This is a genomic window from Bradyrhizobium sp. SSBR45G, assembly GCF_030159255.1.
GTDB lineage: Bacteria > Pseudomonadota > Alphaproteobacteria > Rhizobiales > Xanthobacteraceae > Bradyrhizobium.
In genome coordinates this window covers 112,624-135,063 of record NZ_BSCT01000021.1, presented here as the reverse complement: position 1 = coordinate 135,063, position 22,440 = coordinate 112,624, and the positions used below count along the sequence as shown (strand labels likewise).

General features: G+C 66.1%; 24 protein-coding genes. 10 read left to right on the top strand and 14 right to left on the bottom strand.

The window, feature by feature from the left end; genetic code table 11:
* Window positions 1-8: 8 nt before the first annotated feature.
* The 5 genes from fliR to flgB form a co-directional block, all read right to left on the bottom strand.
* Window positions 9-776, bottom strand: a complete 768-nt coding sequence (gene fliR, locus QQL87_RS22955; RefSeq protein WP_284420852.1) for a flagellar biosynthetic protein FliR — start codon at window positions 774-776, stop codon at window positions 9-11.
* Between the two features lie 203 nt (window positions 777-979).
* The gene (fliQ, locus tag QQL87_RS22950; protein WP_231321303.1) at window positions 980-1,243 is read right to left on the bottom strand and encodes a flagellar biosynthesis protein FliQ; all 264 of its coding nucleotides are present in this window, start codon (window positions 1,241-1,243) and stop codon (window positions 980-982) included.
* A gap of 142 nt (window positions 1,244-1,385) precedes the next feature.
* A complete protein-coding gene (gene fliE / locus QQL87_RS22945) occupies window positions 1,386-1,742 on the bottom strand; it encodes a flagellar hook-basal body complex protein FliE (RefSeq protein WP_284420855.1) in 357 nt (118 codons plus the stop codon).
* A gap of 16 nt (window positions 1,743-1,758) precedes the next feature.
* On the bottom strand, window positions 1,759-2,184 hold the full coding sequence (gene flgC / locus QQL87_RS22940) for a flagellar basal body rod protein FlgC (protein WP_284420857.1): 426 nt from the start codon (window positions 2,182-2,184) through the stop codon (window positions 1,759-1,761).
* 31 nt (window positions 2,185-2,215) lie between these two features.
* A complete protein-coding gene (gene flgB / locus QQL87_RS22935; RefSeq protein WP_284420858.1) occupies window positions 2,216-2,623 on the bottom strand; it encodes a flagellar basal body rod protein FlgB in 408 nt (135 codons plus the stop codon).
* 390 nt (window positions 2,624-3,013) lie between these two features.
* On the opposite strand from flgB, the gene QQL87_RS22930 reads away from it, so the two are divergent.
* From QQL87_RS22930 to QQL87_RS22915, 4 genes are all read left to right on the top strand, one after another.
* Window positions 3,014-4,102, top strand: a complete 1,089-nt coding sequence (locus QQL87_RS22930; protein WP_284420859.1) for a flagellar biosynthetic protein FliO — start codon at window positions 3,014-3,016, stop codon at window positions 4,100-4,102.
* Entirely contained in the window at window positions 4,099-4,851 is a 753-nt protein-coding gene (gene fliP / locus QQL87_RS22925) for a flagellar type III secretion system pore protein FliP (RefSeq protein ID WP_284420860.1), read from the top strand. The genes QQL87_RS22930 and fliP overlap by 4 nt, the downstream gene beginning before the upstream one ends.
* Before the next feature lie 396 nt (window positions 4,852-5,247).
* Complete coding sequence (locus tag QQL87_RS22920) at window positions 5,248-5,550, top strand: hypothetical protein (RefSeq protein WP_284420861.1); 303 nt, start codon at window positions 5,248-5,250, stop codon at window positions 5,548-5,550.
* A 60-nt stretch (window positions 5,551-5,610) separates the two neighbouring features.
* Window positions 5,611-5,871 (top strand): alpha/beta fold hydrolase, encoded by a 261-nt coding sequence (locus QQL87_RS22915; RefSeq protein WP_284420862.1) that lies wholly within the window; start codon window positions 5,611-5,613, stop codon window positions 5,869-5,871.
* Window positions 5,872-5,902: 31 nt separating this feature from the next.
* On the opposite strand, the gene QQL87_RS22910 is transcribed toward QQL87_RS22915, so the two are convergent.
* The 6 genes from QQL87_RS22910 to fliL all read right to left on the bottom strand — a co-directional run bounded on the left by QQL87_RS22910 (window position 5,903) and on the right by fliL (window position 13,112).
* Window positions 5,903-6,139: a hypothetical protein gene (locus QQL87_RS22910; RefSeq protein WP_284420863.1), complete on the bottom strand. Its 237-nt coding sequence runs from the start codon at window positions 6,137-6,139 to the stop codon at window positions 5,903-5,905.
* A gap of 161 nt (window positions 6,140-6,300) precedes the next feature.
* Entirely contained in the window at window positions 6,301-10,041 is a 3,741-nt protein-coding gene (locus QQL87_RS22905) for a tetratricopeptide repeat protein (protein WP_284420864.1), read from the bottom strand.
* Between the two features lie 103 nt (window positions 10,042-10,144).
* Window positions 10,145-10,915, bottom strand: a complete 771-nt coding sequence (locus QQL87_RS22900; RefSeq protein WP_284420865.1) for a MotE family protein — start codon at window positions 10,913-10,915, stop codon at window positions 10,145-10,147.
* Complete coding sequence (locus QQL87_RS22895; protein WP_284420867.1) at window positions 10,912-11,397, bottom strand: DUF6468 domain-containing protein; 486 nt, start codon at window positions 11,395-11,397, stop codon at window positions 10,912-10,914. Before QQL87_RS22895 ends, QQL87_RS22900 begins: the two co-directional genes overlap by 4 nt.
* Window positions 11,394-12,596 carry a flagellar motor switch protein FliM gene (gene fliM, locus QQL87_RS22890; protein ID WP_284420868.1) on the bottom strand — a complete coding sequence of 401 codons (1,203 nt, stop codon included), beginning with the start codon at window positions 12,594-12,596 and terminating at the stop codon, window positions 11,394-11,396. Before fliM ends, QQL87_RS22895 begins: the two co-directional genes overlap by 4 nt.
* Before the next feature lie 21 nt (window positions 12,597-12,617).
* On the bottom strand, window positions 12,618-13,112 hold the full coding sequence (gene fliL, locus QQL87_RS22885) for a flagellar basal body-associated protein FliL (RefSeq protein WP_284420869.1): 495 nt from the start codon (window positions 13,110-13,112) through the stop codon (window positions 12,618-12,620).
* A gap of 379 nt (window positions 13,113-13,491) precedes the next feature.
* On the opposite strand from fliL, the gene flgF reads away from it, so the two are divergent.
* From flgF to QQL87_RS22855, 6 genes are all read left to right on the top strand, one after another.
* A complete protein-coding gene (flgF, locus tag QQL87_RS22880) occupies window positions 13,492-14,256 on the top strand; it encodes a flagellar basal-body rod protein FlgF (RefSeq protein ID WP_284420871.1) in 765 nt (254 codons plus the stop codon).
* Window positions 14,257-14,284: 28 nt separating this feature from the next.
* Window positions 14,285-15,073, top strand: a complete 789-nt coding sequence (gene flgG / locus QQL87_RS22875) for a flagellar basal-body rod protein FlgG (RefSeq protein WP_284420873.1) — start codon at window positions 14,285-14,287, stop codon at window positions 15,071-15,073.
* 18 nt (window positions 15,074-15,091) lie between these two features.
* The gene (gene flgA / locus QQL87_RS22870) at window positions 15,092-16,156 is read left to right on the top strand and encodes a flagellar basal body P-ring formation chaperone FlgA (RefSeq protein ID WP_284420875.1); all 1,065 of its coding nucleotides are present in this window, start codon (window positions 15,092-15,094) and stop codon (window positions 16,154-16,156) included.
* A 5-nt stretch (window positions 16,157-16,161) separates the two neighbouring features.
* Entirely contained in the window at window positions 16,162-16,941 is a 780-nt protein-coding gene (gene flgH, locus QQL87_RS22865) for a flagellar basal body L-ring protein FlgH (protein WP_284420876.1), read from the top strand.
* A 733-nt stretch (window positions 16,942-17,674) separates the two neighbouring features.
* Window positions 17,675-17,767, top strand: a complete 93-nt coding sequence (locus QQL87_RS37270) for a type II toxin-antitoxin system RelE/ParE family toxin (protein ID WP_349817289.1) — start codon at window positions 17,675-17,677, stop codon at window positions 17,765-17,767.
* On the top strand, window positions 17,767-18,060 hold the full coding sequence (locus QQL87_RS22855) for a helix-turn-helix domain-containing protein (protein ID WP_284420878.1): 294 nt from the start codon (window positions 17,767-17,769) through the stop codon (window positions 18,058-18,060). The genes QQL87_RS37270 and QQL87_RS22855 overlap by 1 nt, the downstream gene beginning before the upstream one ends.
* A gap of 573 nt (window positions 18,061-18,633) precedes the next feature.
* Here QQL87_RS22855 and QQL87_RS22850 read toward each other — a convergent pair.
* The 3 genes from QQL87_RS22850 to QQL87_RS22840 form a co-directional block, all read right to left on the bottom strand.
* Entirely contained in the window at window positions 18,634-18,894 is a 261-nt protein-coding gene (locus tag QQL87_RS22850; protein ID WP_284420879.1) for a hypothetical protein, read from the bottom strand.
* 256 nt (window positions 18,895-19,150) lie between these two features.
* Window positions 19,151-19,942, bottom strand: a complete 792-nt coding sequence (locus QQL87_RS22845; RefSeq protein ID WP_284420880.1) for a 2-keto-4-pentenoate hydratase — start codon at window positions 19,940-19,942, stop codon at window positions 19,151-19,153.
* A gap of 265 nt (window positions 19,943-20,207) precedes the next feature.
* Window positions 20,208-22,319: a sensor histidine kinase gene (locus QQL87_RS22840; protein WP_284420881.1), complete on the bottom strand. Its 2,112-nt coding sequence runs from the start codon at window positions 22,317-22,319 to the stop codon at window positions 20,208-20,210.
* Between the last annotated feature and the right edge of the window lie 121 nt (window positions 22,320-22,440).

The following is a 22,440-nucleotide window of genomic DNA, read 5'->3' as shown; positions in this document are numbered from 1 at the left end:
GGCTCCCCTCACCGCGGCATCATCTCGTGCATGACGCCTTCGAAATAGCCGAGAAACGTTCCCATCATCGCGGTCAACACCGCCGCGAAGACCACGAATCCGATCAGGATCGAGAGCGGCGCGCCGACGAAATAGACCTGCATCTGCGGCATCAGCCGCGCCAGCACGCCAAGCCCGATGTTGAAGACGAGGCCGAACACCAGGAACGGCGCCGACAGCTGCAGCCCGATCTTGAAGGCGGCGGCGAATGCCTTCGTCGCCAGCGAGGCGACGTCGCCGCTCGGGATCAGCTCGCCCGGCGCGAAGATCTTGTAGCTGTCGCTGAGCGCCGCAATCACCAGATGATGGCTGTCGGTCGAGAACAGCAGGGTCACGCCGAGCATGGTGAGGAAGTTGCCGATCAGGACGCCCTGCTGACCCTGCGTCGGATCGACCGCGGTGACGAAGCCGAGCCCCATCTGCTGTGCGATCACCGAGCCCGCGACCTGCAGCGCCGACAAGGTCACCCGCGCGGTGGCGCCGAGCACGATGCCGATCACGATCTCGTGCACCATCATCACCACGAGCGGCGACAGCGCCTGCAGGTCGACCTGATAGGCCTGACGATTGAGCGGCAGCACGATCATCGTCAGCAGCAGCGCGATGGAGAGCTTGATGCGGACGGGAATGTTGACCTCGCCGAGCCCCGGCAGCAGCATCACCATCGCGCCGATGCGCGCGAAGGCCAGCATGAACACCGCCGCCAAGGCCGGAAGAAACGAGATGTCGATGCGCATCGTCCGCGGTCCCGGCCCCGCCGGCCGCGGGCTGGTGCGGCTCGCCGGTCTGCGAAGAAATGGCCGGCAGCAAGCCGGCCTGCACGGCGCCGAGCGCAAAGGCCGCTCGCGCCCGATCGAAAGCGGCAGCGCCTCCCGCACCGCCCCTCAGGACCGGTCGCAGCGCCCTTGCAAAGGACAGCTCTGCCGCGCCGGACATTGCCTCATCCGCCGATGATTCGCGACGAGATCCGCATCATGTGCGAATGCAGCGCATCCGCCATGAAGGGCAGCGCGAGCAGCAACGTCACGAAGATCGCGATGATCTTGGGCACGAACACCAGCGTCTGCTCCTGGATCTGCGTCAGCGCCTGGAACAGCGACACGACCACGCCGACCACGAGCCCGACCACCATCAGCGGCGACGAGACGATGACGATGGTCCAGATCGCATCGCGCGCCACGTCGAGCGTTTCAGCTCCGGTCATGTCCAGTCGTCCTTCATCGTCGGTCGGCACCGCATTGGGCGCCTCAAGATTGCGTACGGCTCCGGCACATCCGGCCCCGCAAGTCGTTGCGGGACGTGGCACGCCCCCCCGCGCGTCACGTCCAGTTCGCTCGCAAGCGAGCTCAGATCGTCATCTTCATCACGTCTTCATAGGCCTGGATCACGCGGTCGCGCACCGACACCAGGGTCGACACGGCGACGTCGGTCTCGGCGACCGCCGTGACGACATCCATCACGTTCGCCTTGCCCGAGGCCATCGCGACCGCCTGGCTGTCGGACTTGCGTCCGGTCTCCATGACGCTGCCGATCGCATCCTTCAGCACCGCGCTGAACGACGGACCACCCTTGTCGGCGCCGGCACCGTTGCCGAGAACGTCACGCACGCGGGCGAGTCCGCCGAAGGCGTTGCCGGTACCGTTGGTATCGAGCACGCGGGCGGAATTCGCGTAGGCATTCGCTGCGGAAATTGGGGAGGCCATGACTTTCGTTCCTGTCCTAGGTCTTCAGAATGTCGAGTGTGCGTTGGATCATGCGGCGCGTGGCGCCGATGATGTTCAAATTCGCCTCGTAGGACCGCTGTGCATCACGCATGTCGGTCATCTCGATGAGCGGATTGACGTTGGGGTACTTGACATTGCCGGACGCGTCCGCGGCCGGATTACTGGGGTCGTATTTGACGCGGAACGAAGACTGGTCGGGCACCACCTTGCCGAGGGTCACCACCTTGGCGTCGAGCGCACGGTCGAGCGCCGAGGTGAAGGTCGGCACCTTGCGGCGGTACGGGTCGCCGCCAGCCTTGGCGGCGGTCGAATCGGCATTGGCGATGTTCTCGGAGATGACGCGCATCCGTCCCGCCTGCGCACGCAGGCCTGACGTCGCGATGCTCATCGAGCGCAGGAAATCGCTGGAGTCGTTTGCCATGCTTGTCGGTCTCCGTCCTCAAATCCCGGGCTCAGCCCTTGCCGATCGCCGTCTTCAACAGATGCAGGCTCTTGCCGTACAGCGAGGTCGCCGCGGCGTAGTCCATCTGGTTGGCGGAGACCTTCAGCATCTCTTCCTCGAGGCTGACCGCGTTGCCGGCCGGCCGCGTCTGAAATCCGACCTTGCGGTTCTGGTCGAAGCTCGCGCTGTCGCCGGACGCCGGCGCGATGTGCGCGGTGCTCGTGCGCGTCAGCGACAGTGACGCGAAGCCTCCGACCGCCTGGCCGGTTGAATTGAATTTTGGCTCAACCAGATCCTTCGGCTTGAAGTTCGGCGTGTCCGAGTTGGAGACGTTTTCGGACAGCACGCGCTGACGCTCCTGGTGCCACTGCATCTTGGTGCGCAACGCCGACAGCACGGGGAGATCGTTGATGGACATGGCGTCGCTCGGTTGTGTCCGACTACCGGACGGTTTTGGTAGGTAGAAATTGCCGTGCATATGGTTAACGGGGAGTTAAGAAGTGGCCGGCCGGACCCCGGGACTATCCCGGGGTTTTGACACTTTCTTAGGAAAGTGCGGGCTAGCCGGCTCATCCATGCATCAATTCGGGACGGGGGACGTTCCCAAGAAGTCGTTTTGGCCCGGCCGATTCATGGGTTATTAAGATACCGAGCGGCAGATCCTGCCGTTTTGCGTTAACGGGTTGGTTCCGGTTCTGAAGGCCTCGTTTCACTGACGCTTGCGTGTTGGCAGACTTGCGTGTCGGCAAACTTGCGTGTCGGACAGAGGAGAGACTTCGAAAGGACGCGGTATTTGCCGGGGACAGAGATGCAGGCGCTGACGTTCTTCTTCGCATTCGTGGCCGTGCTGGCCCTGATCGGCCTTGCCGCTTGGCTGGTCCGCCGATTCGCGGGCAATCGCCTCGGCACCAATCCGAATCGCGGCCGCATGCCCCGGCTGGCCGTGATCGATGCCGCCGCCGTCGATGGCCGCCGCCGTCTCGTGCTGGTGCGTCGTGACAACATCGAGCATCTGCTGATGATCGGCGGGCCGACCGACATCGTCGTCGAATCGAACATCGTGCGCGCGATGCCGGCCCGCGAGCAGCTGCCGCAGCGGCCGGGCCTCAATGCCGAGCCGCCCGCGGCGCGGATCGCGCCGGTGCAGGATGCGCCGTCCTGGACCGACAACGAGACGAAGCCCGAGGCCGCCGAGCTTGCCGAAACACCGGTTCCGGAACTGCCGCCCCGTCCGCAGCGCCCGTCGTTCATCGACGAGGTTCGCCGCACGGCGCCGGCCGCAGCCGAGCGGCGCGAGCCGCCGCCGGCCTTCCCGCCGGAGTCACCGCTGCCGCCGCGCCGCCCCGCGCCGCGCCAGGAGCCCCGCCAGGAGGCTCGCAGCGAGCCACGCGTGGCCGACGAGCAGCGCCTGGAGCCGCGTCCCGAGCGGGTGGTGCCCCGCAGCGAGCAGATGATCCCGCGCCCGCTGCGGCCGGCAGAGCCGCAGCGCCAGCAGGCCGAGGCCCCCCGCCCCTCGGATGGCCCGCGGCTGCCGCCGGTGCGCCCCGCCGAGCGAGCCGAACGCGTCGAACGCACCGAGCGTGCTGAACGCGTCGAGCAGGCCGAGCGTGCGGCCGCAGCGCCGCTTCCGCCGGTCGCACCTCCAGCGGCGCCCCCGGCTCCGCCGCCGGCGCCGGTTGACCAGAGCGCCGAAGCCAATCTGGCCGAGATGGCGCAACGTCTCGAAGCGGCGCTGCGGCGCCCAGCTGCCGAGCCGCCGGCCGCGGCCGGAGGTCCCGCAGCGCTGCGCCCGGCGCGTGGCGAGCCTGCGACGGCACCGGCCGGCCCCAAGACCAGCTTCGAAAATCTGGAGGACGAGATGGCCTCGCTGCTCGGACGTCCGAAGTCGTCTCAGTGAGATCGCGCAGTCTCCCGCGTAGAGTTGTCCTCATCGCTGTCCTGATTGCCGCCGGCACGTACGCGGGGAGCGCGGCTGCGCAGGACATCAGCATCAATCTCGGGCCCGGCAATGGCGGGGTCACCGAGCGCGCGGTCCAGCTGATCGCGCTGCTCACGGTGCTGTCGATCGCGCCGTCGATCCTGATCATGATGACGTCGTTCACGCGCATCGTGGTCGTGCTGTCGCTGCTGCGCACGGCGATGGGCACGGCGACCGCGCCGCCCAACTCCGTCATCATCGCGCTCGCGATGTTCCTGACCGCCTTCGTGATGGGGCCGGTGCTGCAGAAATCCTATGACGACGGCGTCCGGCCGCTGATCGAGAACCAGATCGGCGTCGAGGACGCGCTGCAGCGCGCCTCGGTGCCGCTACGCGGCTTCATGCAGAAGAACGTCCGCGAGAAGGACCTGAAGCTGTTCATGGACCTCTCCGGCGAGGCGCCGCCGGCGACCCCCGACGATCTCTCGCTGCGCATCCTGGTGCCGGCGTTCATGATCTCCGAGCTCAAGCGCGCCTTCGAGATCGGCTTCCTGTTGTTCCTGCCGTTCCTGATCATCGACCTCGTCGTCGCCTCGGTGCTGATGTCGATGGGCATGATGATGCTGCCGCCGGTCGTCGTGTCGCTGCCGTTCAAGCTGATCTTCTTCGTGCTGGTCGACGGCTGGTCGCTGGTGGCCGGCAGCCTGGTGCAGAGCTATGGGGGATAGAGGACGGGGATCATTCAGGCCGCCGATTGCCTAAGCTGGCTCGCACGCCTCTCCATGAGCACGCTGCTCATGACCAATTTGCAGCGCCGCTCTCGCGCTAAACCCTCTCCATGAACACCCCTCTCGGCGTGTTCATGGTCCGGTGTGCAGTACCTCGGCTTTTGCCCCTCATGGTGAGGAGCGCCGCAAGGCGCGTCTCGAACCATGAGGCCACCATCCGGGCCTCGCCCTTCGAGACGCCCGCCTCCGGCGAGCTCCTCAGGGTGAGGGTTGATAGTCACTTGGAAGCCGGCGAGACCGGTCGGTGGCCGGAAAGTCCGTCGATCCATCCCCGCACGAACGCCCGAGTTATGCTAGTCTCCAAGGCGCATTGGACGCTTCGCCTGGACATTCATCATGGAAGAACGCACGTGGGCTCCGATCGTCCTGCTCTTCTTCATTGCGCCCATATGGCTGATCGCCATGTGGGCGATGGTGATGATGAAGCTCGGCGCGTTGAGAAATGAGGGCTTCACGCTCCGATTGTTGACCGGCTACTTCGTTCTGGCACCCTACAACCGGAAATACTTCCGCACCTTCGCGGGCTGCATCGCGATCCTGGTCGGCTTCGGAATCGTCGTGAACGTCCTGATCTTCTCGGGCACGCTTCGATTGTCGAATAGTCGAATTTGGCCGACGCCGACCGCCAACTTGCGTTGATCGTCGGCGGCGATCGCTCATGAACGCAGCGTCGGCATTGCCGCGCCTCCAGGATCGGCCTTGCAATGGTTCACACGGCCGGGCGGCGAGGTGACGAGCTTCGACCTTCTGGCCGATCTGGCTCGGATCACCTGCCCCACGCTGGTGCTGGGCGGCGAGGACGACCCGATGATTCCGATCGAGTGCCAAGCCGACATCGCCGCCGCGCTGCGCAACGCCCCCGTCCAGATCGAGCGTTTCACCGATTGCGGCCACGGCGTCGTGGCGGATCAGCCAGAGCGCGCGTTCGCGGTGATCCGGGAGTTCATCTGCGGCGCGTGATACGCATCATGCGTGCATGATGGCCTGCGCTTCACCCCGCGACGTCGTACTGCTTGCTGAGATGATCGCCGATCTGCACCAGCATCGCGACGCATTCGGGATAGCCGGGGCGCGTCGCGGTGCCGGGGTCGGCCTTGGCGCGGAACTCCCATTTGGTGCCCCAGCGCAGCACCGAGATCGTCATGCCGTCGGGACAATCGGCGTGCGCCTTCAGCTCGGCCTTGGCCATCGCGATGAGCTCGGCTTCGGTCTTGGTCGGCTTCGTCATCTCGTCATGTCCTCCGGCTGGGTGTGCTGGTTCGATGCACCGGCGATCAAGCCGGTTCCACGTCCGCACGCCTTGATTCCGCGCAAACTGCCGCGTTCGGCCACAGCTGTCGAGGGCATCGAGACGATTGATCGCACCACGAGCGGGCGGATGCTCCGGCGTCAGCGGCCCGCGATCGCCTGCTTGACGCCCTGGATCCGCGGCAAGGCGCCGGTCGCTTCCGACGGAGCCTTCGCGGCATCCTTGCCATTGTCCAGAGCCTTGCCGGTGGCATCCGGGAAGCGCGCCTTCATATCGCGCAGGAAGCCGTCGAGGGTGTCGACACCAGCCGCCATCTTGGCGATCTGGGCGAACTCCGCGCTCGAGCCGCTGGCCGGCTTGCTGGCGACGTCGAAGGCGAGCTTGTCGGCTTCTCCGGTCATCAGCGGCGCGTATTTCTCGCGGAACCGGGCGAGGCCGATGGCGTCATCCGCCAGCGCATAACCGACGACGGCACGCAGGATATCGCCGCGCTCGGCCGGATTGAGTGGGCGGAAATCGCGCCAGCGATCGCCGTAATACAGCTCGATCTGCTCGGACGCCTCGCGCCAGCGCCGCGACGCCCAGTAGATGTCGGAGCGCAGCCGGATCGCCTCGCGGCCGGCGACATTGGTGATGATGTCGAGCCCGAGATCGTGGCGGCCGATGTCGCTGTTGGCGCGCGCCTCCAGCAGCAGCCGCTGCTGGCGCAGCTCGCCGGAGAGATCGGCGATGCGGGTGGTGCGCAGCGCCTCGATGGCGCGGTCGGGCTTGCGGTTGGTCAGATAGACCATCGCGAGGCGCGCGGCGACCTGGGCGCGCGCGGCGCCTTCGAGGCGGTGGTCGACCTGATACTGCAGCAGCTCGGCGGCCTGGTCGAGCAGGTCGATGCCGACCAGGCGGTCGGCCAGCTTGCGGATCATCTCGTCGCCGCGGCGGCCGATCGGGGTCAGCTCGCGAAAACTGTAGAAGATGCTGAGCGCGTCGACCGGCGGCAGCTCGTCGGCCTTGCCGGCCAGGAACAGCTGCGAGAACAGGCGCTGGGCGGCATCCTGGGCCTGTCGCGCCATCTCGGAGTTGGGCATCAGGCGGGTGGCCATGCGCGCGGCTTCGAGCGAGTCCGCATAGCGCCCGGCCTCCTCGTAGAGCTGCGACATCATCTGCAGGGTCTGCACCTCGACGGCGTCGCCGCGCCAGATCGCCTGCAAGGTCTCCAGCTCCTTCAGCGCATCGGCCGGCTTGATCTCGCCGCGCTTCTGCAACAGCTTGATCTCGAACAGCTTGGCTTCGGCGGCGGCGGGGCGGTCGTTGGAGTTGATCGCGGATCTGTACTCGTCGAGCGCATCCTTCTCCTGCGCCATCGCCTCGGCCAGCCGGCCGCGCAGCACGGCGACGTCGGGCTTCATGTCCGCCGAGACGCCGATCACGTCGAGCTCGGCGCGGCGCTTGGCGGCGCCGGCGAAATCCTTGATCTCGAGCGCCGACTTCATCGCATCCGCGATCACGATGCGCTGCAGGTCGAGCGGCAGCGAGGCGATGGCGAACTCGACGTTCTTCAGCTTCTCGCGCGCATCGGCGAACTTGCCTTGCCGCGCAAAAGCGAGGCCCTTCCACATCTGCGAGTCGAAATTGTTGCCGATCGACGAATTGGCGAGATCCTTCAATCCCTGGTCCGGCCGCCCCATCAGGATGCTGGCGACGGCATGGATCATCAGCATCGCGGTGTCGTCGGTGCGCGGGTCGCCGTCGGAGATCATGAGGTTGGTCATGCCGCGCGCCTCCGGATACATCCCGCGCGCCATGTAGAAGCGCGCCAGTGCGAGGCGCGCCTGCGCCCGCCGCTCCGGCTCGGCATTCGCGGCCACCTTGATCAGCATGTCCTGGCGCGCCAGGAAGGGCTGGGTCTGGTTCTGCTGCCACTCGTCGATGTCGAACATCGGCCTGACGGCGGTCGGCGCGCGCTCCGGCGAGAAGCCGATCGAGGACAGCGTCAGCCCGCCCGGCCGGCCCAGGATCACCTTGTCGGGCGCGATCTCGACGGCGACGTCGTCCGAGTTCGGCCGCACCGCGATGCCATGCACGGAGTCGAGCAGCGACAGATCGACGAAGTCCTGGCGCTTGATGAAGCCGCGGATCGGCGGCGGCGCCGTCACCACCAGCAGCGTATCGCCGGCATCGGGATCGGTCAGCCGGTGCAGCATCCCCGCCCCGGGGTTGGCGAGCGGCACCATCACATTGGCGAGCGCGGGGTCGGTGACGTTGCGCATCACCATCAGCGGCTGCTGGCTGGTCTGGCCCTTGTCGGCGAAGGACAGCGTCCAGCTGCGCCCGCCATCGTCGCTGCCGAGCGAATGCATCTGCGGGCGGTTGAGGCGGATGCGGATCGCCTGGCCCTTGTCGAGCGGCATCCGGTTGGCCTCGCCGATGATGGCGCCGCCCTTGGCCCTGATCGGCTCGACATCGAGGGGCTTCGTCGAGTCGAACACCATCCACACGGTGTCGCCGCGGCGGAACAGCGCTGCCGGCGTGACCTGGCCGAAGCCGAAGGTAAGCCGCAGGCCCTCGCTGTCGCGCAGCGCCTCGAGGGTGGCGGAACCGGCCGCGGACTTCTCCGCGACGTTCTCGGCAGGCTTGGTGGTTTCAGATTTGACGGCTTCAGGCTTCGCCGTCTCCGCGTGGGCCGCTTCCATCTTCGGCGGCGGCTCAGCCTTGACAGCTTCGGGCTTCGCAGCTTCAGGCTTGGCAGCTTCAGGCTTGGCGGGCTCAGGCTTGGCAGGCTCTGCTTCGGCCTTCTCCGCCGCTGCCGGCTGCGCGGCAGCTTCGGTCGCGGGCGCTGCAATCGCGGGCTCTTGCCTGGCCACCGCCTTCATCTCCTTGGCGATCGTCTCGGAGGTCGGCGGCACGATCTCGGGCAGCGCCGCAGCCTTCTTCTCGCCGTTGGGCTTCTCGGCCGCCGGCTTCTCGGCAGCCGTCTTCTCAGCAGCCGCCTTCTCAGCAGAGGTCTTGGCGCCCGGCAAAGTGTCCGAGGACACCGCGGCAACCTTCTTGTCCGGCTGCTGATAGGCGACGTCGATGTTGTAGTTCTTCTCCTCGCGGAAGGCGTGGACGTCGACCTCGCCGATCAGGCCGATCTCGACCACGGTCCTGCTGCCGTCGATGCGCTGGTTGATGGCGGCGACGTTCGGCGGCGACACGATCTTGGCGTCGGCGAGATCGAAGTTGAGCGGCGCGGTGAAGAACAGCGACAGCTTCTGGTCGTTCAGCACCGACGAGATGCCGACGCCGTCGGGGATCTCGAACACGAAGCGCACGAAGGTCGGCTGCACCAGCGCGCGCACGCGGATCGGCGGCCGCTTCTTCGACTCCGCCTCGGCGCGCTGCAGCCGCAATGCGCGCTCGGCGGTGCGGGCGCGCTCGGCGAGCTCGCGCACGACCTCGGCCGGCAGCGGCGGCGGCGCGCCGGTCCAGCTGTCGGGCAACAGATCGATGAAGACGCGCTCGCCCGCGGTCATGGTGTTGACGCGCACCTTGCGCGACAGCGACAGCCGCAGCGCAGAGCCGTCGGGATCGCCGCGCGCCGAGGAGATGTAGTCGGGCGCCGCATCGACCCAGCGGTCGATCGGCACGTTGGCGGCACGGTCGAACCGGATCAGCAGGATCGAGCCTGCGGTGGTGACGTCGGCGCCGACATCCTCGGAGAATTTCAGCACCAGCCGCGCATAGCCGTTCTGGGCGGACAGGCTGGCCTCGCCGGGCACCGGCGCAGCGCCGGCCGCGACCGTCGACAGCATCAGCCCGATGATGATGGCCGACAGCAGCGCCAGGCCGGCGCGGATGCGCGCGCGGGCCTGCGACCGCAATCCAATGGGAGACGTGCGCGCCATGGTCACAAGCTTCCAGTTCGACATCCGTAACTTGACGGATACGCCTGCCCCGCCACGCCGGAAGTCTAGGATCCGGCGTTTAAGGGCGCATTAAACATGCGGCTCAATTGCTTTTCACCGGCACGATCTTGCCTTCGATCTTCGGCAGCTCGGCGCTCGCCTCCGGCCTGTCGGCGCCGGCGCGGCGCGCGAGCTCGACGGTGAGCCGCTCGGCCGCCTCCGGCGTCATCAGGCCGAGAATGTCGGACATCTTGCGCGGGGCGATCTGCGAGGCGATCTCGATCAGCACGGACATGTCGAGCCGGTCGAACACCTTGGCGGCATCCTTCGGCTTCATGCCCTCGTACATCGTGACGATGCTCTTGAAGCGGGCATTGTCGGCCTCGGCCTTGGCGCTCTGCGCGCCGGAGATGCGGCTCTCGATCGCCTTCATCTCCTCGGTCTTGGACTGGATGCGCTGCTCGGCGGCCTTCAGCAGGCTCTCGCGGATGTCGATCTCGCGCTGGCGCGCCTCGAGCTCCTGGCGGCGCGACTGCAGCCGCTCGAGGATCGCCTTCTCCGCCGGCGACACCTGCTGCTGATTTTCTTCCGGCTTGATGACCACGCCGTCCGGCTTGGTCGCCGGGGCGGCCGGCTTCGGCGCCTCCTCCTTCTTCTCCTTCGGCTCGCCGTGGGTCGAGCCGGTGACGATGTCATTGTCCTCACGGCCCGGATAGCCCAGGTTCTCCTGGGCCCAGGAGCGCTTGGGTGCCTGCGGGTCATAGTCGAACACGTAGCCGCCATCGATGACGAGGCCGGCCACCTTCAGGACCGCGAGGCACGCCACCGCGATCAGGACGACGGGAATGACGCGGATGTTACGAAACGCATTCATGCGGCAAGGCCACCGGTCCTTCGACGTTCGGAGAATGCCTGCGCCGCGGCGGCAACCGCCTTGGCGCCGGAGACACGGACCGGCTCGGCCGTGATGGCCGGCGCAGGCGCGGCTGCGGCCGCCGGCTCGGACGCGGCGTCAGGCGCGGTGATCGGACGCGCGGCGCTGGCGATCCGCGACAGACGACGGACCACGCCGTCGCTCTCGGCGAGCTGCTTGCGCAACTGGTCCGACATCTGCGTCGCCGCGGCGAGCTGATTGCCGAGATTGTCGTTGACGTCGCGCACCGCGAGCTTGAGGCCGCCGATCGCGCGCTCGGCGATCTCGGTCGCGGTGATCAGCTCCGCGATCACGGCCTTGAGCGAATGCTCGTCGGCCTTCAGCCGCTTCAGCCGTGAATTCAGCAGCATGCAATAGCCGATGGTCAGCACCAGAAGGACCGCCACCAGGCTTTCGATGATCAATCCGAGGGAGTGGTTCATTGGGCCTCCATCAACTTGTTCTGGCCTTCGGAGCCTTCGAACATCGCAAGTGTCGTGTTGGGCTTGCGCAGATTCTTGGTGACACGGATCGCGACGCGGTCGCCGACCCGGCCCATCCGTCCTTCCGTCAGCATCGTGTTGCCGCAGCGGACGGCGACCAGCGCATCGGGACGGATGTCGAGCGGCAGGGTGTCGCCGACCTTGAGCCGCATCAGTTGCTTCAGCGGCACGTCGGCCTCGTAGAGCACGGCGTCGACGGCGACCTCGGCCTTGGTGATCTCGGTGGCGAAATGGCCTTCCCAGACCGGATCGCGGCCGAACTTCTCGCCCATGAACATCTGCAACAGCACCGGCCGGATCGGCTCGATCGTCGCATAGGGCAGCAGCAGCTCGATGTTGCCGCCGCGGTCTTCCATGTCGATCCGCAGCTTCACCAGGATCGCGGCATTGGCCGGCCGGCTGATCGCGGCGAAACGCGGGTTGGTCTCGAGCCGGTCGATCGTGAAGCGCACCGGCGACAGCGGCCGGAACGCCTGCTCGGCATCGGCCAGCACCACCTCGATCAGGCGCTTGACCAGATTGGTCTCGATCGTGGTGTAGGGACGGCCCTCGACGCGGAGCTGGGTGTTGCCGCGGCGGCCGCCGAGCAGCACGTCGATGATCGAATAGATCAGCGTCGAGTCGACCATCGCGAGGCCGAAATTCTCCCACTCCTCGGCCTTGAACACCGACAGCACGGCCGGCAGCGGGATCGAGTTCATGTAGTCGCCGAAGCGCACCGAGGTGATGCGGTCGAGCGAGACTTCGACGTTGTCGGAGGTGAAGTTGCGCAAGCTGGTCGTCATCAGCCGCACCAGGCGGTCGAAGACGATTTCGAGCATCGGCAGACGCTCGTAGGAGACCATCGCCGAATCGATGATGGCGCGAATGCCGGAATGGTCGTCGAGATTGACCTCGCCGGCGGTGAAGCCGAGGAGATTGTCGATCTCCTCCTGCGACAGCACCCGCTCGCCGCCGTTCTTGGTGGCGCCGAAATCGCGGCTGCCGTCCTCGACCATCGCGGCCCATTGCAGGGCCATCGATTCGGTGAGTTCATTGGCTGCTGCGGCTTCCGCGGCCTCTGTGGGATCCTCCGAATCGAGCGAGGCTTCCCATTGCGCGGCTATCGCATCTTGGTCGACTTGATCGTTGCCCGCCATGATCGTTGCGCTTTCCGTGCCTTACTGGACCACGATTTCCTTGAACAGCACCGCGTTGACCTGGTTGGGCGCCAGCGCGACGTTGACCCGCTTGGTGAGCTCCTCCTTGAGCCTGAACAGGCCCGCCGAGCCGTTGAGGTCGCTCGGCCGGAGCTCGCGCAAATAGGTCTGGAAGATGTCGGTGACGCGCGGCAGGGTCGGCTTGATCGTCTCGATCTGCTTCTCCTCCTTCACCTCGAGCACGATCTTCACTTTCAGATATTGGACCCGGTCGCCGGGATTGCCGACCAGGTTGACCAGCAGGTCCGGCACCTCGACGAAGGCCGGTGGCTTCGCCGCCGGCGCCGCCTCGGCATGATGCTCGTCGTTCTTATGGCTGAAGAAGAAGAAATAGGCCGCGCCGCCGACGCCGAGCAGCGCCAGCGCGCCGACGATCATGATGATCAGCTTGAGCTTGCTTTTCGGCGAGCCGGCTTGCTCCTCGCCTTCGCCTGCTCCGCCTTCATTCTCAGCCATGGCCTTCGGATCCTCTGCGAAAGTCGAACCGATGCCGCCAGAAAGCTCGATGACGCGAAACCAACACGCTCCCAGCGCATCTGCGCTTCGTTGAGTGAACGCTACGGTAACAATGGTTAACGGAAGCTTTCTTTTGTTCCGGAGGTGGGAAAAACTTGCCGGGCAATTATGGTTGACGAGACGTTATTGCCGGGCGTTTTGAACGCGGCTATACGCATAACCGACTGATATTTATTGATATTTCAAACTGGCACGGCTTTCGCTGTACCCCTTGCGAACCCGCCGGCTTGGGAGAGCTGAACGGTTCCTGGAAGACCCGATCGAGACCGCCTTGGGAGAGGTGCCGCGAACGGGATTCGTTAAAAGGGGAGATCGACCGGTGGAGAATGCGCTTCTCATCGGATTGTCGCGGCAGATGGTGCTGGAGCGGCAACTCGACGTCGTTGCCAACAACGTCGCCAACGTCAACACCAACGGCTTCAAGGCCGATCAGCAGCTGTTCGAGGAGTATCTCTCCTCCGGCGCGCATGAAGACAATTTTCCGGGCGCCTCCCGCAAGGTGTCCTACGTCCAGGACCGCGGCACCTATCGCGACTTCTCGCAGGGCTCGACGGAGCGCACCGGCAACGCGCTCGATGTCGCCATCGCCGGCGACGGCTTCCTGACGGTGCAGACCGCCGCCGGCGAGCGCTACACCCGCGACGGCAATCTGCACATGAACAATACCGGCCAGCTCGTCACCGCGGCCGGCGACCCGGTGCTCGGCACCGGCGGTCCGATCGTGTTCCAGCCGACCGACCACGACATCAACATCTCGCCGGATGGCACCGTCACCGTCGTCGAAGGCGTCAACCGCACAGACTCGATCCGCGGCAAGCTGCGCATCGTCAACTTCGCCGACCCGCAGCAGGCGCAGAAGCAGGGCAACAACCTCTATTCCGCCGCCGGCGGCGTCACGCCGCAGCAGGATACCAAGTCCACCGTCCAGCAGGGCTACATCGAGAAGTCGAACGTCAGCGCGGTCGGCGAGATGAGCAAGATGGTCGAAGTGATGCGTGCCTACACCCAGGTCGCCAACATGCTGCAGGTCCAGAGCGACATGCGCAAGAGCGCGATCGAGAAACTCGCCGACGTTCCGGCCTGACCGCGACAGACTCTGAAGGAGACGTGACATGCAGGCGCTTCACACCGCTGCGACCGGAATGGCGGCACAGGAACTCAACGTTCAGGTGATCTCCAACAACATCGCCAACCTCCGCACCACCGGCTTCAAGAAGCAGACGGCGGCGTTCCAGGACCTGATCTACGAGCACATCCGCCGGGTCGGCGCGCAGTCCTCGGACCAGGGCACGATCCTGCCCGTGGGCGTCGACATCGGCGGCGGCGTCAAGACCGTCGGAACGCCACGGTCGATGACCCAGGGCACGCTGTCGCAGACCGGCAACGATCTCGACCTCGCGATCACCGGCGAAGGCTTCTTCAAGGTCCTGATGCCGGACGGCACCTATCAGTACACCCGCGACGGCACCTTCCAGATGGACAATCAGGGCCGCATCGTCACCGCCCAGGGCAACCCGGTGCAGCCGACGATCACGATCCCGCAGAACGCGTCGGGCATCACCGTCAACGCACAGGGTCAGGTCTCGGTGACGCTGCCGGGCTCGACCACCTCAAACATCATCGGCCAGCTCCAGGTCACGCGCTTCATCAACAAGGCCGGCCTGCAGCCGGTCGGCAACAACCAGTTCACCGACACGCCCTCCTCCGGTGCGCCGCAGGACGGCGTCGCCAACCAGGAAGGTTACGGCGCCATCACCCAGGGAAGCCTGGAGCAGGCCAATGTCGACGTCGTCAGCGAGATGAGCGAGCTGATCGCCGCCCAGCGCGCCTATGAGATGAACGCAAAGGTCATCTCCGCCGCCGACCAGATGATGCAGTCCACCACCGCGCTGTTCCGCTGAGGTCTGAGGGAGATCGCCATGATGACCCGCACCCGTCCCGTCCTGCTCGCCGCCGCCCTGCTCGCCTCGACCGCGCTGTCGGCCTTCGCCGGCGAGGCCAACGACCAGATCAAGGCGCCCGTGCTGCGCCCAACCGTGAACGTGACCGGCGACATCGTCCGTGTCGGCGACCTGATCGAGAATGCCGGGGTCGCCGCGAACGTCGCCGTCTACCGCGCGCCCGATCTGGGCACCACCGGCGTGCTGCCGGCGGCGCAGGTGATCTCGACGCTGCGCAATCACCAGGTCATCGGCGTCGACGTCCGCGACGTCAAGGAGGTCTCGGTCACCCGGCTCGCCCGTGCCGTCGACGCCAAGGAGATCAGCACGGCCGTGGCCCAGGCGCTCGATCACCGCAACGGGCTCGGCGACGCCGCAAGCCTCGCCATCAGCTTCGACCAGCCGGTGCAGGACCTGAAGTTCGACGCCTCCAGCAACGGCGCGCTGGCACCGACCAGCATCCGCTTCGATCCGCGCAGCGGCCGCTTCGACATCACCTTCGAGCTCGGCAACGCCAGCGGAGCAAGCCCGACCAAGCTGCGCTACAGCGGCGTCGCCATCGAGACCGTCGAGGCCGCGGTGCTGACCCGCAACATCGACCGCAACGAGATGATCCGCTCGGGCGACCTGCAGATCGAGCGGCGGCCGCGCGCCGAGCTCGGCGGCGCCGAGCCCGCCTCGCGCGAGCTCGCCGTCGGCATGCAGATGCGCCGGCCAGTCCGCGCCGGCCAGGCGCTGAAGACCACCGACCTCGCCAAGCCGGACCTCGTGCAGCGCGACCAGACGGTGACGCTGATCTACCAGACCGCCGGCATCTATCTCACCACCCGCGGCAAGGCGCTGGAAGCCGGCACCGAGGGCGACATCGTCAGCGTGCTCAACCTGCAGTCCAAGCGCACCATCACCGGCCGTGTCACCGGGCGCGGCCAGGTCACGGTCGACACCATCTCCGGCAAGCCGGCGCAGACCTCGGAGGCCGAAATCACGGCGCCGGTCTCCGTCGCCAGCCGCCTTCCCTCCTCCGCCACCCCGAAAGCCGAGTAAGTTTCATGTCGACGTTCAAGTATGATGGTCAGGGTGCTCCAGGCCTGCGGCGGATCGCGCTGATCTCGGTCTCCTTCGCGGTGCTGTCGGTGGCCGGCGGATGCTCCTCGATCGACCGGCTGACGCAGATCGGCGAGCGGCCGAAGCTGACGGAGATCGACAATCCGACCACCCAGCCCGGCTACAAGCCGGTGCAGATGCCGATGCCGAAGCCGGAAGCGGTGTCCTACGCGCCGAACTCGCTGTGGCGCAACGGCTCGCGCGCCTTCTTCAAGGACCAGCGCGCGCATCAGGTCGGCGACCTCCTGACCGTCACGGTCAGCATCTCCGACAAGGCCAACATCGCCAACGAGACCCAGCGCAGCCGCACCAACAAGGAGGATTCGGGCATCACCGACTTCATCGGCTCGCAGACGCTCGGCGTCCAGGCCCAGAAGGTGCTGCCCGGCCGCCTCCTGACCGCCGACGGCTCCTCCTCCTCCGACGGCAAGGGCACCATCCAGCGCTCGGAATCGCTGACCACCAGCGTCGCCGCGGTCGTGACGCAGGTGCTGCCGAACGGCAACCTGGTCGTCGAAGGCAAGCAGGAGATCCGCGTCAACTACGAGATCCGCGAGCTGATCGTCGCCGGCATCGTGCGTCCGGAGGACATCCAGAGCGACAACACCATCGACTCCACCAAGATCGCCCAGGCCCGCATCTCCTATGGCGGCCGCGGCCAGATCAGCGACGTCCAGCAGCCGCGCTACGGCCAGCAGGTGATGGACATCCTGCTGCCGTTCTGAGGCGGAAGCCACGATCAACGGACCGGGCGGATCCAATCGCGCCCGGTCAACTCAAGACACCGCCGGCCTGATCCGGTCAGTTCGGCTTCCCGAAGAACCAACGAAGGACACGACGAAATCCCTCCCCATGCCGGGAGGGTCAGGCAAGCAACTGGCCGAGCGCGACACGGATCATGCCCCCGCAGCCGCCGCCCTTCTCCTGAAAACGAGCTCCCACATTGCCCAATGCGAACCTAGGCGCGGCGGGTGATGTATACGCGGCCTCCGGTAGCTCCCCTGCCGGAGGCCGTGTTCGTTTCGGGGTCCGGAATTGCAGCCGCTTGACCCGGCTTCTGGTTTTTGTTCTTATTTTGTTCTAGAAATGCTGAAGCCGGGACCGGTTGGTTCCAGGCGGACGAAGCCAGTCGCACGTTCCTCGAACGGACACGCTCGGAACATGCCGAGCAATTCCAATATTGCAGAACGTACCAAAAATGGTACACTTAGATGAAGAGACTCCCGGCGTTCTTCTATGCGCTTCCGTCTGGCAGAGAGCCGGTTCGAGCTTGGCTCAAGGAATTGCCGGCGGAGGATCGCCGGATCGTCGGCGAAGACATCAAGGATGTCGAGTTCGCATGGCCCATCGGCCTTCCGCTCTGCCGGCCCTTGAACCAGGGACTCTGGGAAGTGTGCAGCAGCCTCACGCAGGGTCGGTCGCATCGCCCGAGTGATATTCTGCGAACTGGAGGGCCGGATGATCCTGCTCCATGCCTTCATCAAGAAAAGCCAGAAGACGCCAAGGTCCGATATCGACCTGGCCGTCAAACGCATGAAAGACATTTTGTGATGCGGACACCTCAGAAGCCCGGCAAAGTCGGCTCCGCCTTCGACGATTTCCTGAAGGAGGAAGACCTGTACGAGACCGTGACGGCGCGCGCGATCAAGCGCGTGCTGGTGCGGCAGCTCGAAGAGCTGATGCAGCGCGAGGCCATTTCCAAGACCGAGCTGGCCAAGCGGATGGAGACCAGCCGTGCGCAGCTCGACCGGCTGCTCGATCCCGACAACGAGTCGGTCACGCTCGGGACGCTGGCGAGGGCCGCGAGAGCCGTCGGACGTGATTTGCGCATGGAGCTTGTGTAGGCAATTTGAGCGACCATCGGCGAGACGGATTGGCAAGCCGAGCGAGCGCTTCGAAGGATGGCCGAGGACGCCGGCGCAGGTCCCCCACTGTCCCTCCAAAGCCGATCTGAACACGACGCGAGACTGATGGACACGATCACGGTCCGAAAGCCGCCTACGCTCCGGATGTCAGGTCGACGGAAGTGACGGCAAATCCAGCCGCAATCAACTCGCGAATTCTTGCGGCAACCTTGTCGACGAAGGCCGGATCCCGGCCGAAACTCGGCGCGTCCTCATTCTGCAGATCGGGAAAGTAGCCGGAATCAATAGGCAGCGCGCTATGCGACCCGCATCGACGACGAACGACTTGCTTTGGCCCAGCGCGAGAGCGCGTCCCTCATCGACCAGCAGGTGCTGGCGCGGTCGACGGGTTCCTTCGAAAGCAATTCGCGTCGTCGTGTAGGCGACCACGGCGAAAGCACCGCTTGCAGTCCGACCGACACCCAGAACCAGAACAATATGGGCAAATGGTCCTGGGCCTCTCATCTCCCTGAAAGGGAAATTGCAGCGGACATAGTCGCCGGCTTTCATATCTCAGGAGAACAGCAGTCCGAGTGCGGCTTTGCGGCTCTCAAAAGCCTCCTCACTCTCTCCATCTTCGCGGTCCAATGTGAACCCCGATCCAGCTTCAGCTGCATCGTAAGCGAGAATGGTCGGGTCTCGAACATCAAGCTCCATCTCGCGCAGCAGGACGCGCATGACGTAGTCTTCGACCGAAAGACCCTCACGTTCGGCATGGCGTGCCGCGGCAAGGACGATGGAGCGTGTGAGGCAGATGGTTTCCGTTTCGCTCATGAACCGTCTCTTTCGGCGCGATATAATGCGCCCGAACAGGATCGCGAGATATGCCTCCCCCGCAAGGAAACGTCCCGTTCCAATCTGGTCGTGGCAGGGTCCGGTGATGCTCCACTCCTGAAGCTCCACTGTTGAGCCCGATAACCTTACACCACGTTCTTGTTTTGTTTAGAATAAAACTTCGCAATCGTCATCCGGATTGAGCCGGCCCGGATGGGCTCGAGCATGCCTCCGCAGAGGAGATCTCCCTCTGGCGTCACTCGACCCCCGCCTCGACTACGCCCAGCCCGTCCAGCTCCATCCGCACCCGGTCGCCGGGCTTGAGCCAGACCGTCTTGACCAGGCTGCCGGTCAGCACCAGCTGCCCGGCCTCGAGCCCGTCGCCGCGCGCGGCGAGATGGTTGGCGAGCCAGGCGAGCGCGTGAAGCGGGTGACCCAGCACGTCGGCGCCGCTGCCCTGCCCGGCCAAGGCGCCGTTCACGAAGGCGCGGCCCTGCACGGCGGCGAGGTCCCCCGCCGCAGCGCGCGGAATCGCGGGGCCGAGCACACAGCCTGCGGCAAAGAAATCATCGGCGACCAAGGTCGGGGCGCCCATGGTCTCCCATTGCACGTAGCGGTCGTCGACGATCTCGATCGCCGCATGGCACTCGCCGATCGCGTCCCCGACATGGGCGATGGTGAAGGGCGCGTCGAGCGGCAGCAGGTCCTTCGCGAGCCGCACCGCGATCTCGCATTCGACGCCGACACGCACGAAATCGGCCGCGCGCAACGTGACGCCCGAGGCGTGAACGCCGCCCGCAAACACGCCGCCGGCGCAGGGATGCGGAATGCCGATGTAATCCTGCATCACCTTGCTGGTGCAGCCGATCTTGTAGCCGGCGAAATCGCCGGCGTGCTCGGCGAGCAGCCAGTGAACCTCATGCTGGATCTCATAACCGGCCGCTTCATCCTTCGGCTGAAGGTGAACCGGCAGCGCCGCCAGTGGCGCCCTCTCGCGGCGGGCGCCCACGATCAATTGCGCGGCGGCAAGGACCTCGTCTGCTCCCATGGTCGTTCAACTCCCGCTGCCAGAGGCCCGAAGCGGCCTCTCAGATTTCATGGTTAACCGGCTGTTACTCAATCGCTTTTGTCAGAGGCCCTCATGCCATATCGCGGCCGCTTGGCGCCGCGTTGGAAGCGTCCGGCCGTTCAGACGGCACTTCAGCGGCGTCCCGGCCGCACCCGCCGAGCTTCAGCAGGCTCTCCACCGTCGCCGCGATGATCTCATCATTCGGTCACGGATTCCAGCCGCGCAGAGACGGGCCGGCTTGCGATTACTTCGCTTCGCTGATGGCGCCAACGCTGCCGTCGCTGCGCGTATCCAGCCACGGCAGCTCGAACTGGCAGGTCAGTCCGGTCTCGGCAAAGGTGCGTTGCAGGTGCCGGACCGTGCGGGTGAGGAGCCGGCTGCCGAAGCCGACCACCGGCGGCTCCGTTGTCGGCGGGCCGCCGCTCTCCTGCCAGCGAACGTGCAGCGCGTCCGGCCCGAGTGACCAGGTCACATCGATGCGGCCGTTCGGAGTGGTCAGCGCGCCGTATTTGCTGGCGTTGCACGCCATCTCATGGATCACCAGGGCCAGCTGGGTGGTCAGCTCGACCGGGACGAGAATGCTGGGGCCGCTGGCCGTGAGCTGGCCCGGCGCGCTCGCGAACGGCGCCACCTGGCTGGTGATGAGCGCGGCAAGATCGGCGCCCTGCCAGTCGGTCTCGGCGAGGCTGGTGTGCACCGTGGCCAGGGCATGCAGCCGCGAGGTGAAATCGCGCACCTTGGCATCATGCCGCGGCAGCAGCTGATGCGCCAGCGACTGCACCACCGCGAGGCTGTTCTTGACGCGATGGGCCAGCTCGTGAACCAGCAGCTCGCGTTTGCGGTCGGCCTCCTTGGCCGCCGTGACGTCGATGTTGACGCCGATCATCGTGAGGTCATCGCCGCCCTCCCCGCGCAATATGCGGGCGCGCGCCTCGATCCATCGAATCGCGCCGTCCGGCAGCGCAATCCGCCATTCCGAATTCAGCTCACCGGTGATCAGCGCCTGCTTGTTGGCGTGGTCGGCATCGGCGCGGTCCTCGGGGTGCACCAGCGCCAACCAGTCTTCATAGGTCCCGGGGAAGGTTCCGGGCGGCAGCCCATAGAGCTCCTCGATCTCGTCGGACCATTGGCTGGTGCCGGACTTGCCGTGCCAGATGAAGGTGCCGAGCCGTCCATATTTGGCGGCGAGCTTCAGCTGCTCGGCGGCGCGGGACGACTCGTCCCTGGCCTTGGCGAGCAGTTGGAAGTTGTCCTGGATGATGCGCGCGCTCTCGGCCTGGGCCGTTTCGGCCGCGGCAAGACGTGCATTGAGCGCCCGCACCTCCGGAGGGTCGGACGGCGCAGCTTCGCCCGGCGTCGAGCTTCCGACCGCGATGCTGCCGAGCGGGCGGGCAATGCTTCGACCGATTCCGGCGGCCAGCAGCAGCGCCAGTGCGCAGATCGTGATCGCCGCGATCGTTGCGGTCTTGACCGTCGAGGAGATCGCTTGCGCGAACACGCCCTGCTTGATGCCGACGCCGACCGTCCAGTCGCTGAGCTGCGGATGCGCATTGGCGTTGATGACGCGATCGCCCTCGATCGAGGGAAACTCGGTGATGCCGGCCGCCTTGGCATTGGCCCGCCAGCCCGCCGACGCCGGCTGGCCGGTGGTGGTCGCATTCTTGGGGATGCGCGAGACGTAGCGCCCGCTGCCATCAATGATGCCGACCAGCCAGTCGGCCGGCAGCTCCTGCTGGGCGAGCAGCCGCGTATAGTTCGAGGCCGGCATCGAGATCGACAGGCAACGGAACGGCTGGCCATCCTTGAACACCGGAACGTCCACGGTCGCGACCCACTCGCCCGAGTTCGGCCCGGTGAACACGTCCGAGACTGACGGACGCCCCGATTGGAACGCGCGGTCCTGCGAGCGCTGGCCTTCCGCGGTGCGCGTGCCGAGCGGCGTGCCGGGCACGGCCAATGTATTGAGCAGCAGGCGGCCATTGGCGTCCGCCACGATGATCCAGGCGTCGCCGCTCACCAGCCCGACCCTGCGCGCCTCCGCCTCGAACGCGGTCAGGTCATCGGCGCTGAGATCGGGTGATTTGGCCAGCACCTCCGCCAGCGCGACGTGGCGCCGCAACTCGGCGTCGACTGCGCCGGAGATGGTCTGGGCGGCATAGACGAGGCCGCGCCGGATCGACGCATCTGCGGACTGCGCCATCGAGGCGATGACATAGGCGATCAGCCCGACGCAGGGCAGGAACAGGATGCCGGCCAGCAGCAGCAGGCGCCCCTTGATGCTCAGCGCGCCATAGGAGCGCTGCAGCGTTGCCAGCGCGCCGCCGAGCAGGCTCCTCTGTGTCTCCAGCTCGCGCATGATCCCCCACGGCGCTGTTCCCCATGGGAACAGCGACCAATTCCGCAGGCGAAAAAAAGTTCCGGCCTATCGAAAATGGCGGCGCCGGGTGTGGCTGTCGCAACGCACCGGGGCCGGCCGC

What these genes read in the sequence shown, in the direction of transcription:
- fliR (WP_284420852.1), bottom strand. Translation starts at nt 776, where the DNA reads ATGCGCATCGACATCTCGTTTCTTCCGGCCTTGGCGGCGGTGTTCATG.
- fliQ (WP_231321303.1), bottom strand. Translation starts at nt 1,243, where the DNA reads ATGACCGGAGCTGAAACGCTCGACGTGGCGCGCGATGCGATCTGGACC.
- fliE (WP_284420855.1), bottom strand. Translation starts at nt 1,742, where the DNA reads ATGGCCTCCCCAATTTCCGCAGCGAATGCCTACGCGAATTCCGCCCGC.
- flgC (WP_284420857.1), bottom strand. Translation starts at nt 2,184, where the DNA reads ATGGCAAACGACTCCAGCGATTTCCTGCGCTCGATGAGCATCGCGACG.
- flgB (WP_284420858.1), bottom strand. Translation starts at nt 2,623, where the DNA reads ATGTCCATCAACGATCTCCCCGTGCTGTCGGCGTTGCGCACCAAGATG.
- QQL87_RS22930 (WP_284420859.1), top strand. Translation starts at nt 3,014, where the DNA reads ATGCAGGCGCTGACGTTCTTCTTCGCATTCGTGGCCGTGCTGGCCCTG.
- QQL87_RS22920 (WP_284420861.1), top strand. Translation starts at nt 5,248, where the DNA reads ATGGAAGAACGCACGTGGGCTCCGATCGTCCTGCTCTTCTTCATTGCG.
- QQL87_RS22910 (WP_284420863.1), bottom strand. Translation starts at nt 6,139, where the DNA reads ATGACGAAGCCGACCAAGACCGAAGCCGAGCTCATCGCGATGGCCAAG.
- QQL87_RS22905 (WP_284420864.1), bottom strand. Translation starts at nt 10,041, where the DNA reads ATGGCGCGCACGTCTCCCATTGGATTGCGGTCGCAGGCCCGCGCGCGC.
- QQL87_RS22900 (WP_284420865.1), bottom strand. Translation starts at nt 10,915, where the DNA reads ATGAATGCGTTTCGTAACATCCGCGTCATTCCCGTCGTCCTGATCGCG.
- QQL87_RS22895 (WP_284420867.1), bottom strand. Translation starts at nt 11,397, where the DNA reads ATGAACCACTCCCTCGGATTGATCATCGAAAGCCTGGTGGCGGTCCTT.
- fliM (WP_284420868.1), bottom strand. Translation starts at nt 12,596, where the DNA reads ATGGCGGGCAACGATCAAGTCGACCAAGATGCGATAGCCGCGCAATGG.
- fliL (WP_284420869.1), bottom strand. Translation starts at nt 13,112, where the DNA reads ATGGCTGAGAATGAAGGCGGAGCAGGCGAAGGCGAGGAGCAAGCCGGC.
- flgG (WP_284420873.1), top strand. Translation starts at nt 14,285, where the DNA reads ATGCAGGCGCTTCACACCGCTGCGACCGGAATGGCGGCACAGGAACTC.
- flgA (WP_284420875.1), top strand. Translation starts at nt 15,092, where the DNA reads ATGATGACCCGCACCCGTCCCGTCCTGCTCGCCGCCGCCCTGCTCGCC.
- flgH (WP_284420876.1), top strand. Translation starts at nt 16,162, where the DNA reads ATGTCGACGTTCAAGTATGATGGTCAGGGTGCTCCAGGCCTGCGGCGG.
- QQL87_RS37270 (WP_349817289.1), top strand. Translation starts at nt 17,675, where the DNA reads ATGATCCTGCTCCATGCCTTCATCAAGAAAAGCCAGAAGACGCCAAGG.
- QQL87_RS22855 (WP_284420878.1), top strand. Translation starts at nt 17,767, where the DNA reads ATGCGGACACCTCAGAAGCCCGGCAAAGTCGGCTCCGCCTTCGACGAT.
- QQL87_RS22850 (WP_284420879.1), bottom strand. Translation starts at nt 18,894, where the DNA reads ATGAGCGAAACGGAAACCATCTGCCTCACACGCTCCATCGTCCTTGCC.
- QQL87_RS22845 (WP_284420880.1), bottom strand. Translation starts at nt 19,942, where the DNA reads ATGGGAGCAGACGAGGTCCTTGCCGCCGCGCAATTGATCGTGGGCGCC.
- QQL87_RS22840 (WP_284420881.1), bottom strand. Translation starts at nt 22,319, where the DNA reads ATGCGCGAGCTGGAGACACAGAGGAGCCTGCTCGGCGGCGCGCTGGCA.